Annotated in this window: 11 protein-coding genes; 7 read left to right on the top strand and 4 right to left on the bottom strand. The window is 63.8% G+C overall.

The window, feature by feature from the left end; all coding sequences use genetic code 11:
* Nucleotides 1-6: 6 nt before the first annotated feature.
* Nucleotides 7-870: a branched-chain amino acid ABC transporter permease gene (locus BGI01S_RS12725; RefSeq protein ID WP_408638639.1), complete on the bottom strand. Its 864-nt coding sequence runs from the start codon at nt 868-870 to the stop codon at nt 7-9.
* Between the two features lie 551 nt (nt 871-1,421).
* On the opposite strand from BGI01S_RS12725, the gene BGI01S_RS12720 reads away from it, so the two are divergent.
* A complete protein-coding gene (locus BGI01S_RS12720; RefSeq protein ID WP_042325794.1) occupies nt 1,422-2,189 on the top strand; it encodes a class II aldolase/adducin family protein in 768 nt (255 codons plus the stop codon).
* Nucleotides 2,190-2,302: 113 nt separating this feature from the next.
* Here the strand turns inward: BGI01S_RS12720 and BGI01S_RS12715 are convergent, their stop codons facing one another.
* On the bottom strand, nt 2,303-3,394 hold the full coding sequence (locus BGI01S_RS12715; protein ID WP_052400460.1) for a porin: 1,092 nt from the start codon (nt 3,392-3,394) through the stop codon (nt 2,303-2,305).
* A gap of 698 nt (nt 3,395-4,092) precedes the next feature.
* Here BGI01S_RS12715 and BGI01S_RS12710 point away from each other — a divergent pair.
* Nucleotides 4,093-4,392 carry a hypothetical protein gene (locus BGI01S_RS12710; RefSeq protein ID WP_174447405.1) on the top strand — a complete coding sequence of 100 codons (300 nt, stop codon included), beginning with the start codon at nt 4,093-4,095 and terminating at the stop codon, nt 4,390-4,392.
* 43 nt (nt 4,393-4,435) lie between these two features.
* On the opposite strand, the gene BGI01S_RS12705 is transcribed toward BGI01S_RS12710, so the two are convergent.
* Entirely contained in the window at nt 4,436-5,347 is a 912-nt protein-coding gene (locus tag BGI01S_RS12705) for a LysR family transcriptional regulator (RefSeq protein WP_042325788.1), read from the bottom strand.
* 114 nt (nt 5,348-5,461) lie between these two features.
* Between BGI01S_RS12705 and BGI01S_RS12700 the strand changes: the two genes are divergently transcribed.
* The 5 genes from BGI01S_RS12700 (at nt 5,462) to BGI01S_RS12680 (ending at nt 11,368) form a co-directional block, all read left to right on the top strand.
* Nucleotides 5,462-6,559 carry a tartrate dehydrogenase gene (locus BGI01S_RS12700; RefSeq protein ID WP_042325784.1) on the top strand — a complete coding sequence of 366 codons (1,098 nt, stop codon included), beginning with the start codon at nt 5,462-5,464 and terminating at the stop codon, nt 6,557-6,559.
* A 98-nt stretch (nt 6,560-6,657) separates the two neighbouring features.
* A complete protein-coding gene (locus BGI01S_RS12695) occupies nt 6,658-7,953 on the top strand; it encodes an MFS transporter (protein ID WP_042325781.1) in 1,296 nt (431 codons plus the stop codon).
* A gap of 335 nt (nt 7,954-8,288) precedes the next feature.
* Nucleotides 8,289-9,467, top strand: a complete 1,179-nt coding sequence (locus BGI01S_RS12690; RefSeq protein ID WP_042325779.1) for a quaternary amine ABC transporter ATP-binding protein — start codon at nt 8,289-8,291, stop codon at nt 9,465-9,467.
* Nucleotides 9,460-10,362: a choline ABC transporter permease subunit gene (gene choW, locus BGI01S_RS12685; protein WP_042325777.1), complete on the top strand. Its 903-nt coding sequence runs from the start codon at nt 9,460-9,462 to the stop codon at nt 10,360-10,362. Before BGI01S_RS12690 ends, choW begins: the two co-directional genes overlap by 8 nt.
* Nucleotides 10,363-10,369: 7 nt before the next feature.
* Entirely contained in the window at nt 10,370-11,368 is a 999-nt protein-coding gene (locus tag BGI01S_RS12680) for a GlxA family transcriptional regulator (RefSeq protein ID WP_042325775.1), read from the top strand.
* A gap of 31 nt (nt 11,369-11,399) precedes the next feature.
* Here the strand turns inward: BGI01S_RS12680 and BGI01S_RS12675 are convergent, their stop codons facing one another.
* Nucleotides 11,400-12,482, bottom strand: coding sequence for a GlxA family transcriptional regulator (locus BGI01S_RS12675; protein ID WP_042325773.1), 1,083 nt, complete (start codon nt 12,480-12,482; stop codon nt 11,400-11,402).
* Nucleotides 12,483-12,559 lie beyond the last annotated feature (77 nt).

Here is a 12,559-nt window from a genome sequence, read left to right as displayed (position 1 = left end):
GTAATTTCATGACGCACGCAGTTCCCTGGTGAAGAGCCCCTGAGGACGAACCGACAGAATCACCACCAGCAGCACGAACGCGATGATGTCCTTGTAGTCGGTCGAGATGTAGAACGCGCCGAAGCTCTCCGCGAGGCCGATGATCAGTCCGCCGACGATCGCGCCCGGTACGCTGCCCATGCCGCCGAGAATGATGATGACGAACGCCTTCAGGATCACCAGTTGGCCCATTGCCGGATAGACGAGGTTGATCGGTGCATACAGCGTCGCGGCCACCGCGGCCAGCAGGCCGGAGATGCCGAAGGTGAGCATGGTCACCTTGTTCGCGTCGATGCCCATCAGCGATGCGCCTTCGCGGTCCTGCGCCATCGCGATGATGCTGGAGCCGATCACGGTGAATCTGAGGAACAGTTGCAGCAGCACCACTAGCGCGAACGCGGCGCCGATGATCAGGAGGCGCTGCAACGGCGCGCTCACGCCGCCCAGCTCGACGATGCCCGCATAGGGCGTGGGCATGCGATGAAAATCGGCGCCCCAGACGGCTTGCGCGCCGGCTTCGAGAAAGAGCAGCAGGCCGATCGCGGCGATCATCGGATGCAACTCGGAAGACTTGCGCAGCGGATGAAACACCAGCCGCTCGGCGAGAATCGCAAGCGCTGCGACCGCGACGCCGGACCCGATCATCGCGAGCCAATAGTTAAGACCGAGCCGGTTCATCAGGTAGAACGACACGAATGCGCCGACCATGTAGAACGCGCCGTGCGCGAAGTTCGGCACCGCGAGAATGCCGTAGACCAGCGTGAGGCCGAGCGCGACGAGGCTGTAGATGCCGCCCAGCGTCAACCCGTTGAGAACCTGCTGCAAGAACATATCCACGCTTTGACACCCTCCAACTCGGCACCTCGCGAGCGCGGCCCTGGCTTCAGGGATTGCCGCGCGACGTGCCTGACTTGCGGACGGGACAACCGCCGCTGCTCGAACCAGACGACGGGTGCCAACGGTTTAAAACGCGCCATGAAGGCGCAGACTTCTGAACGCGATGTGGGTGGTGCGGGAGAAATTTGGCACGAGCGTTCGCTTTGCGTCAATAGGGTTTTGTATTTGCATGTTCTGCATTGCAGATTTTCAGGGAAGTCACTGAGATCTTTGTCGAGATGTGTCGGCGTATTCGCCGGGCGCGGGGTGAATGCGTGAGAAGGCGCAGCGTGACTTGCGTTACGCATGGATCGCTCATTCGCGGGCGAGCGCTTCATATCTCGTAATGGCGACGCCTGCTAACTATCTTGACACTGCTTCATTCGCGCCAGTATTCTGCAATGCAGAAATTCAACTCTCCAGCCGATGACGCGCTTCGTTTCGTACTCACGCGCGACTCCACCGTGATGCGGCTGTGTCCGCGCGCGCTCTCTTCAAGGTCCGTCATGAATCCCGCACTCGACATTCCCAGCGTTCGTCACATGGTGTCGCCCGAAGAGTGGCAAGTCCGCGTCGATCTCGCGGCCGCGTACCGGCTGGTCGCGTTGTTCGGCTGGGACGATCTGGTGTTCACGCATATTTCGGCGCGCGTGCCGGGGCACGAGCATGAGTTCCTGATCAATCCATACGGCCTTTTTTTCGAGGAGATTACCGCGTCGAGCCTGGTCAAGGTGGACCACGAAGGGCGTCCCGTGATGCCGACAACCTTCGACGTGAATCCCGCCGGCTTCGTGATTCATAGCGCCGTGCACGACGCGCGGCCCAACGTCAATTGTGTGCTGCATACGCATACCGCTTATGGCGTCGCCGTCGCCGCGCAGCAGGACGGTCTGCTGCCGCTATCGCAGCAGTCGGGCTTCGTGTTGACGAACCTCGCGTATCACGACTACGAAGGCGTCGCTTTGCGTGACGCCGAAAAGGCGACGCTCGTCGCCGACCTCGGCAACGCCAATTACATGATGCTGCGCAATCACGGCTTGCTGACCTGCGGTCGTTCGGTGGCCGAAGCATTTCAGGCGATGTACCTGTTCGAGACGTCATGCCGTATCCAGATCCTCGCGCAGGCGGGCGGCAAACTGATCGACGTGCCGCAATCGATCATCGCAACGATGGGAGAGCAGGCGCGCGAAGTGAGCAAAGGCAAGGGCGCCGATCTCGTGTGGCCCGGCTTGCTGCGTCGCTTGACGCGGCGCAATCCCGGCTTCGATCAGTAGCCCGCCGGGCGCATGCATAGACGGCCGCGCGCATGACGCGATGCGCCGCTCAGCGGCGCATCGGTCGGTTGCTTCTGGCGCTTCGATCGGAACACGCGGCCACCACGTTTGCGCTAGAACGTATGGCGAATGCCGACATTCACGCCGGCCGTCGTGCCGGTCGCGAGATTCAGCGCGTTGTTGACCGAGAGTCCGGTGTGCATGCCGCCGTGATTCGTCACGAAGCCGACCTGTCCATACGTGACGGTGGCCTTCGACAGCGAATACGTGAGTCCGGTCGACGCCAGTATCGAGTTGTTCGACGATTCGTTCGCGTCGCGCGTGACCCACACGCCGGCGTCGACGTTCAGCGCCGGCGTGATGCGGTAGCTCGCGCCGCCTGAATAGACACGATTGTTGAACGAGCCCGCGACTTTGTACTGCACGTACGACGCTTTCACCGTGAGGTCGTTGAACACGTAGCTCGCGCCGAGCGCGCGGCCGTTGAACTCGACCACGCTCGGCACCGGGATCGACGCCGCGCTGCCGCCGGCGTTGCCGCTGTAGAGCGCGGCATCGACCGTCAGCGAACCGAGGTGATAGCGCAGGCTGGCCGAGTACTGGCGGCCCGCCTGAAAATCGCCGGCAGCGCCGCCGAGCGCCAGCATCGCACTGGCCTGCAGCCCCGCAATTTCCGGCGACGTGTATGAAATGCCATTGGGATTGAACAGGCCCGTCACGTAGACATTGTCCAGATAGGTGACGAGGCCGCTGCCGAAGTACGACATATCGCGCGGATCGAAGTCGTACACCGCGAGAAAGAACGGCGAGAACTGCAAGCCGGCCTTGACCGTGCCGAAGCGGCTCTCCACGCCGACATAGGCCTGGCGGCCGAACAGGTTGTCGTTCGAATTGCCGAGCGCGCCGGTGGCGACGCTGATGCCGCTTTCCAGCTGGAAGATCGCCCGCATGCCGCCGCCGAGGTCTTCGGCGCCGCGCATGCCGAAGCGCGAGCCGGACAGGCCGCTGTCGGTGAACGCGTATTGATGACCGGCGCTCTGGCCGGTCGCGGGGTCGAGCGTTTTATTGGTGTAGAGCAGCGACGCGTCGAGGATCCCGTACAGCGTGACGCTGCTTTGCGCATGTGCGCAGTGGGCCGCGCCCAATGCGCACGCACCCATCAATCCGAGAATGACACCAATCCGATTGCGACGACTTGTAGGCATGCTGCGTGTCTCCTTGTTTTTTTGGAATCGAATGAACTGGCGGGTACGGCGGGTGCTACACGGTTCAGGCGATCTGCTGCGCACGGCGATTTCGACGGAGGAAAGCGTTCCTTCGCAAACCGTTAAGGGGTGCGAAATATCGGGTCGGCAGGTGCGCGCCTGAGTTGAATGCGTTTTCGCTTGCGGCTGTCGTGATCGACGGACGCGCCGTCGTTATGACGCGCTCATCGCTTGCGTGCTCGCGCGTAAGATGCAGGCGCAATTTGGCACGACCGTTCGTGCGGTGTCAACGGGGAAAATCATGAGGTGGACTGCAATGCAGGCTGAAATAGGGAAAACACCTGGCGCGGGCTGCGCTGCGCAATTTTCAGATAAGCGTCTCTAATCAAGGGGTAGAAGTCGAGTAAGCGAGTGTTAATCGTGTCGTTATGCTCACTCCAATATTCTGCATTGCAGAACCACGACCCGAGCGGCCGAAAACAGCTTGAACGAGCATCGGCGACTACCATTGGCCATCCGATCACGCAACCTTGGACTGACGCTGCAATGCGACAACGCCTCGCTCAGATCGCGCCGTTTGCCTGTAAGCTGCTATGCAGCGAGCCCATGCTGAACATTGCGTGCCGCTCGCCGTGATGAACGACATCTCGCAGACAGACTTCAGTGTTATTGCCAACTCTCCAGAGGGGATATCAGTTATGAAGAGCTTTGCCATTAAACGAATCATGCTTGGGGTTTCGGTCGTCGCCATGATGGCAGGCAGCATTTCGCTCGCCGTGGCGCAGGACAACGGCACCCCCAACGCTGCTCCGTCCAGCACGACGCCCGCCAAGCCGACCAAAGCCGAGCGGAAGGCGGCACACAAGGAAGCCCGCGCGAAGAAGAACGCCGAGTTGAAGAAGCTCGAAGACGCGGGCTACCAGCCGGCCGCGAACGACCCGAGCTATCCGAACAAGCTCCAGCAGGCGGAGAAGAAGGCCGCGGGCGCAAGCCAGTAAGCGGTAACGGCAGGCAGAGAGGCTCGGCGCGAAGCAATTCGGTTCAACGCGCGCCGAGCGTTTCGACCAGCATGTCGACGAACGCCTTGACCCGCGCGGTCATCTGTAACTGCTGCGGATAGACCGCATAGATGTCGGCGCCCGGCGTGCGGTAGTCGGGCAGCACATGAACGAGCCGGCCATCGGCGAGATACTCCACAATATCCCACTCCGCGCGCATCAGGAGCCCCAGTCCGTCGAGCGCCCACTTCACCGCGATTTCACCGTCGTTGGTCGTGAGGTTGCCGCGCACACGGACCGTCTCCGTTTTTTCGCTTGCGCCGCGTCCGCTCGTCAGACGCCATAGGCCGTAGCCGTCGTCGCCCTGGCGAATACCGATGCAGTTGTGCTGCGCTAACTCCGCCGGGCTGCGCGGCGCACGCCGTTCCGCAAGATAGGCCGGCGACGCGCACAGCAAGCGCCGGTTCGGCGCGACACGGCGCGCGATCACGCGTGCATCGGGCGGCTCGCCGAAACGCACGCACACGTCGAAGGCGTCCTCGCTGATCGGCGGCGGGTCGACCGAAAGTTGCAACTGCACGTCCACCTCGGGAAAGCGCCGCACGAACTTCGAGATCAGCGGAGCCACATGGCTGCGGCCGAAACCGAGCGTCGCGTTCACGCGCAGCAGGCCTTTGGGCGTCGCCTGCGAGCCGCCGAGCAGTTGCGCGAGGTCGTCCATTTCGCCGAGGATGCGGCGCGCCCGCGTCAGGTACAGATCGCCTTCCGGCGTCAGGCTCATGCGGCGCGTCGTGCGATTGACGAGCGACACGCCCGCGCGCGTTTCCATTTGCGCGAGGTGCTTGCTCACCGCCGCCGTGCTCAGGCCGAGCTCGCGCGCGGCCGCCGTGAGACTGCCGCTGGCGGCGAGCGTGGAGAAGAACGCGAGATCGTCCGGTTGTATCGACGCGCTCATGGAAGCCGGTCCATTGTTAATCTGCGGTTAAGGATGGTTTGAGTCTAGCAGCGTTTTCGCGGGCGGTCGCCGTTCTACGATGCAGCCATGCATTCAACACGAAGGAGACACTCGATGAAGACCTACCGCATTGCAACCATTCCCGGCGACGGCATCGGCAAGGAGGTCGTACCGGCCGGCCAGCGCGTGCTCGAAGCGATCGCCGCGCGCAGCGACGCGTTCGGTTTCGAGTTCGAGAGCTTCGATTGGGGCGGCGACTACTACCGCGAGCATGGCGTGATGATGCCGGCCGACGGCCTCGACGCGTTGCGCGACAAGGACGCGATCCTCTTCGGCTCGGCGGGCGATCCGCATATTCCCGATCACGTGACGCTGTGGGGTCTGCGCCTGAAGATCTGCCAGGGCTTCGATCAGTACGCGAACGTGCGGCCCACGCGCATCCTGCCCGGTATCGACGCGCCGTTGAAACGCTGCACGCCGCAGGATCTGGACTGGGTGATCGTGCGTGAAAACTCGGAGGGCGAGTATGCGGGCGTGGGCGGCCGTGCGCATCAGGGCCATCCGATCGAAGTCGCGACCGACGTCTCGATGATGACCCGCGCCGGTGTCGAACGGATTCTGCGCTTCGCGTTCCGGCTCGCGCAATCGCGGCCGCGCAAGCTGCTGACGGTGATCACCAAGAGCAACGCGCAGCGTCACGCAATGGTGATGTGGGATGAGATCGCATTGCAGATTTCGAAAGAGTTTCCCGACGTGCATTGGGACAAGGAACTGGTCGACGCGGCGACCGCGCGCATGGTGAACCGGCCTGCCACGCTCGACACGATCGTCGCCACCAACCTGCACGCCGATATTCTCAGCGATCTCGCGGCCGCGCTCGCGGGCAGCCTCGGCATCGCGCCGACGGCCAACCTCGATCCGGAGCGCCGCTATCCGTCGATGTTCGAGCCGATTCACGGCTCCGCGTTCGACATCATGGGCAAAGGTCTCGCGAATCCGGTCGGCACATTCTGGTCGGCGGTGATGATGCTCGATCATCTCGGCGAGCACGACGCCGCGCGCCGCTTGATGGCGGCGATCGAACGCGTGACCGCGGATGCGTCGCTGCATACCGGCGACCTCGGCGGCAACGCGACCACTGTGCAGGTGACCGACGCGGTCTGCGCGTTGCTCGCCTCGCCAGCGAACGTGGCGACCGCGCAGGCGGCCTGAAGCGTCGCCCGCAATCTCACACAAAAAACATAAACGCCCGGGCGGACCCGTCACGGGCGATCTCACTGCACCCATGCAGAGATTGAGTGGAGACAGGCATGAACAATGAATTGCAAGCCCGTGTGGTTCGCAAGCTGACCTGGCGCATTTTGCCGTTCGTGATGCTGTTGTATTTCGTCAGCTTTCTCGATCGCGTGAACGTCGGCTTCGCGGCGATGACGATGAACCAGGACCTCGGCCTCACGCCGACCATGTTCGGCCTCGGCGGCGGCATCTTCTTTCTCGGCTATTTTCTGTTCGAGGTGCCGTCGAACCTGATACTGCACAAGGTCGGCGCGCGCATCTGGATTGCTCGCGTGATGGTCACGTGGGGGCTCGTCTCCGCGGCTTCGGCGTTTGTGACCGGGCCGAACTCGTTCTATACGCTGCGCTTTCTGCTCGGCGTCGCCGAGGCCGGGTTCTTTCCCGGCATCATTCTCTATCTGAGCCAGTGGTTTCCGGCGCGTCAGCGTGCCGTGGCCGCTGCCGCGTTCATGGCGGCCGCGCCGTTGTCGACGGCGATCGGCTCGCCGATTTCCGGCGCGATCATGCAGATGCCCGCGCTGTTCGGCCTGAAGGACTGGCAATGGCTGTTCATTATCGAAGCGATTCCAGCCGTGCTGCTTGGCTTCGTGGTGCTGAAGGCGCTCACCGATTCGCCGGAAAAGGCGAAGTGGCTCGCCGCGGATGAAAAAGCGTGGCTCATTACCACCTTGCGCGACGAGCGCCGCGGCCGCGAATCGCAAGCGGGACATGCCGAAGGCGCGCTCGCCGCGTTACGCGATCTGCGTGTGTGGATACTCGCGATGATCTACTTCGGCACGTCCGCGGGTCTCTACACGCTGGGCTTGTGGGCGCCGCTGATCATCCGGCAATTCGGTTTCAGCGCACTCGGCACCGGCGCGTTGAATGCGATTCCGAGCGTGCTCGCGGTGCTCGGCATGGTGTGGTGGGCGCGCCGTTCGGACCGCCGCGGCGAGCGCACCTGGCACGTGGTGATTCCATGCGTGGCGGCGGCGCTCGGACTCGCGTGGGCCGGTGTCGCGAATACGGCGCTTGCTGTCGTGATGGCGCTGGTGGTAGTGAACGTCGGCATCAGCGCGGCGAAGGCGCCGCTGTGGGCAATGCCGAGTACGTTCCTGTCCGGCGCGGGCGCGGCGGCCGGCATCGCGATGATCAACTCGATCGGCAACCTCGGCGGCTTCGTCGGCCCGTTCGCGATCGGCTGGTTGAAGAGCGTGACCGGCGGTTATGCAGCGGGGCTTTATGTGGTGGCGGCGAGTCTCGCCGTGTCCGCCTTGCTGACCCTGGCGATTGGGCGGCGAGGTTATCGGGCGGCGCACGCGCCGCAGTGATCGGGTGGTTGACGGGAGCGCATGATTCGCGCTTCCGCTTTTTTCGTTTTTCTCTTCCCGCATCCGCCACCACCGCGCTTTCCCCGCACCGCGCCACGCCTGCTTGCTCTTACGCGACATCCTCGCGAATCCCTCACAATCTCCGCCAAACCCTTGCGCCACAAGGCTCCCGCCGTCCGGCGCCGGCACGCGCGCCGCGCAGGTGTCGTATTTCCTCATGTGGTTGTCGCAAATAGTCGGCAACGCGCACTTTTTTCTGGCAACTATGTAGGCACAGCGCGGACGCACGTCCGCCGTGCAGCACTGTCGTGCGTTTCGACACAGGAGAGCATTCGATGAATTCCCCGAAAGTCGTGGTCGAAGGGCTGTGCAAGGTGTTTGGCACCAGCCCGAAAGAGGCGGTCGCCATGCTGGCCGCCGGCGCAACGAAAGAAGAGGTGTTCGCGCGCACCGGCCAGATCGTCGGCGTCCATAACGTCTCGTTCGACGTGAAGGAGGGCGAAATCTTCGTGCTGATGGGCCTGTCCGGCTCGGGCAAGTCGACGCTGATTCGCCTGATCAATCGGCTGGTCGAACCGACGGCGGGCAAGGTGCTGATCGACGGGCGCGACGTAGCCAGCGTGCCGCGCAAGGAACTGATCGCGCTGCGCCGCAAGGACATGAGCATGGTGTTCCAGTCGTTCGCGCTGATGCCGCAACGCACCGTGCTGTCGAACGCGGCGTTCGGGCTCGAAGTGGCGGGCGTCGGCCGCAAGGAGCGCGAGACGCGCGCGATGACTGTGCTCGAACAGGTCGGCCTCGCGCCGTTCGCAGAGAAGCTGCCGGCCCAGCTGTCGGGCGGCATGCAGCAACGCGTGGGACTCGCGCGGGCACTGGCGGTCAACCCGTCGCTGATGATCATGGACGAAGCGTTCTCCGCGCTCGATCCGCTCAAGCGCAAGGAAATGCAGAACGTGCTGCTCAATCTGCAACGCGAGCAGCAGCGCACCATCCTGTTCGTGTCGCACGATCTGGAGGAGGCGATGCGCATCGGCACGCGCATCGCGATCATGGAAGGCGGCCGGGTCGTGCAGATCGGCACGCCGCAGGAAATCATCACCAATCCCGCCGACGATTACGTGCGGGCTTTCTTCGAAGGCATCGACACGAGCCGCTATCTGACCGCCGGCGATCTGATGCAGACCGATGCCGTGCCGTTGATGCAGCACTCGCCGCAGATGGACGCGTCGAGCGTCGCGGCCACGCTCAACGGCAGCGCCGACTACGCATTCGTGCTCGATAGCGAGCGCAGGATTCGCGGCTTCGTGGGCCGCGATGCGTTGGGCAGCGCGTCGCCGCAACTCAACCAGATCGAGTGCATCCGCCGCAGCACGCCGCTCGACGACGTCGTCGAACGCGTGGTGGCGAGCCGCGCGCCGCTGCCGGTCGTCGAAGCGGACGGCTCCTACTGCGGTTCGGTCAACAAGACGAACGTGCTGAACGTTCTCACGCGCCATCGAGGTTCCCATGTCTGAAATCATTCCGCTTGGCGCCTGGGTCGATCACGGCGTTCACTATCTGCTCGACCACGACGCGAAGACTTTCGACGCGATCGGCAAGGTCATCGAGAGTTTTGCCGCGCTCGTCGAACACGGCTTGCAGGCGGTGCCGATGTGGGCGCTGATGGCGTTCTTCGTCGGCATCGGTTTGTGGCGGGTGGGCTGGCGCTTCGCGCTGTTCACGCTGCTGGCGATGCTGCTGATCTACAGCACCGGCTTCTGGGATCAGATGGTGATTACGCTCGGGCTGACGTTGTCGTCCACGTTGATCAGCCTGCTGCTCGGCGTGCCGCTCGGCATCTGGACCGCGAAGAGCCGCACCGTCGAGATGATCGTGCGCCCTGTGCTCGATCTGATGCAGACCATGCCCGCGTTCGTCTACCTGATTCCGGCCGCGATGCTGTTCGGCCTCGGCCGCGTGCCGGGCATTCTGTCGACGGTGATCTTCGCGATGCCGCCCGCGGTGCGGCTCACGTCGCTCGGCATCAAGCACGTCAATCGCGAGATCGTCGAAGCGGGGCAGGCATTCGGCTGCACGCCGTGGCAGTTGCTTTACAAGGTGCAATTTCCGAATGCGCTGCCATCGATCATGACCGGCGTGAACCAGACCATCATGATGGCGCTGTCGATGGTGATCATCGCGTCGATGGTCGGCGCGGGCGGGCTCGGCAACGACGTGCTGGCGAGCATTCAGCGGCTCGATATCGGCTTGGGCTTCGAGAGCGGCCTCTCGGTGGTGATGCTCGCGATCATTCTGGACCGCATCACGGAGAGCTTCGGCCGTGCGCCGGGCATGGCCCGCGCGCCGCTGCTGTCGGGCCTGCGCAGCGTAATGAAAGTGCGCCGCGAGCCGGCCGCGCAACACGGTTGAGCCGCCGATGAAGCGCGACGCGCTCACCCCGGTCGAGCCCCACGCCGCAGCGCCGCTGGCCGGGCTCGCGCATGTCGGCTTTCTGACGCTGCCGAACTTTTCGATGATCGCGTTCACGAGCGCGGTCGAGGTGTTGCGCATGGCCAACTACGTGGGCCGCGCGCAGTACTACCGGTGGTCGGTCATCACGCCGGACGGCGAGCCTGCGTGCGCCAGCAACGGCATCACGGTGAAGCCGACCACGACGCTCGCCGAAGCCGGCATGCCCGACGTGCTGTTCGTCTGCGCGGGCTGGCACGTGCGCGATTACGTCGACGATACGGTGATCGCATTGCTGCGCGACGTGGCCGCGCAAGGCGTTCCGCTCGGTGGCATCTGCACGGGACCCTATGCGCTGCTGGCCGCCGGCCTGCTCGACGGTTATCGCGCGACCGTGCATTGGGAGGACATGTCGCCGTTGCACAAGAGCTATCCGCATGTGCGTTTCGCCGACGAACTGTTCGTGATCGACCGCGATCGCATGACCTGCACCGGCGGCACCGCGCCGCTCGATCTGATGCTGAACCTGGTCGGCATGCGGCTCGGCCATGCGGTCGCGGCGCAGGTGTCCGAGCAGTTCATTGTCGAACGGATTCGCGGCTCGACCGACTATCAGCACATTCCCGTTGATGCGCGCGTGGGCTTTTCGCGTGCGGAACTGATCGAAGTAGTGCGGCTCATGGAAGCGAATATCGAGGAGCCGTTATCGCTCAACGAACTCGCGCGGCTCGTGCATCTGTCGCAACGCCATTTGCAGCGTATGTTCAAGATGTTCCTGAACGTGTCGCCGACGCACTACTACCTGACGCTGCGTTTGCGGCGCGCGCGTGAACTGCTGCGCAATACGGACGCGTCGATTGCGCGGGTCACGGCGGTGTGCGGCTTTCATTCGCCGTGTCATTTCAGCAAGGCCTATCGTGCGCAATTCGGGCATGCGCCGAGTGTCGAGCGGCGACTGTCGGCGTGACGGCGGTGGTGCCGGCACCCGGGCTCCCGCGTCAAATCGCCTGCGCCCGCCCCGGAAACGTCTCGTCGTAACCGTAGCCGTCTTCCACTTCCGCCGCCGTGCCGCGCTGCTCGCGGTACATCACCGGCGGCAGGCCGAACTGCTTGCGAAACTCGCGGCCCAGATGCGACGCGTCGGAAAAGCCGCAACTCGACGCGATGTCCGCGACAGTTTTGTCCGAACTCGTCAGCAGCCACGCAGCGGTACGCAAGCGCACCTGCTTCGCGTAAGCCTGCGGCGCCTTGCCGGTTTGCGCCTTGAAAAGCCGTTCCAACTGGCGCGGCGACAAATCGAGCTTGCGTGCCAGTTCGTCGAGCGGCAGCGAACGGCCCACGTGCTGCTCCATCAGCAGGATCGCGCGCTTGACCTTCGGATGCGTGGCGGGCGCAAGTCCCGGCGGATGCGGCTGCGGCGCGTTGCCTTTCTGCATGTCGTCGACCAGCAGGATGCGCAGCGCCTTCTGCACGGTCGCGGTTTCGAAGTGACGTAACAGGATCGCGGCGGCCACGTCGATCGACGCGCGTCCGCCGGAACACGTAATACGCCGCCGATCGATCACGAACAGCCGATCCGCGACCAGCGCTTCTTCATTCACCGACGGAAAGCGCTCGATGAAATCCCAGTAGTGAAACCAGCTCACGCAGATGCGATGGCCGTCGAGCACGCCCGCGCGCATCAGCGAGAACACGCCGGTGCACATGCCGACCAGCGTCGCGTCGGTGGCGGCAGCGCGGCGAATGAACGCGAGCGTCGCGTCGCTCGCGGCCGGTCCCGAATGCAGCAGCCCGCCGACCACGACCACGTAGTCGAACGGCTCGGCGTTGTCGAAGGTTTCCCACGGCGTGATCTGGATGCCGCAACTCGCGCGCACCGGAGCGAGGGTTTCCCCCAGCACGCTCCACGAGCAGCGCACCGGCTTGCTGAAATCGCCTTCGTCCGCGGACAGACGCAGCAGGTCGACGAAACCCGAGAACGCCGTTAGCGTGAAGTTCGGCAACAGGATGATGCCGAAGCGGATGCGCTGCTTCGGCGTACCGTCGCTCGATTGAAGCGGAAGCGGTTCAGCGGAATTCATGCGTGCAGCCGGCAAGGGAAAAATGGATTCAAGCATAGCATCGGGATCGTGGGCGCTTTAACGCGAGCCTTATGGGT

This window comes from Paraburkholderia ginsengisoli NBRC 100965, from assembly GCF_000739735.1.
GTDB lineage: Bacteria > Pseudomonadota > Gammaproteobacteria > Burkholderiales > Burkholderiaceae > Paraburkholderia > Paraburkholderia ginsengisoli.
This window is presented reverse-complemented; position numbering and strand designations above follow the sequence as displayed.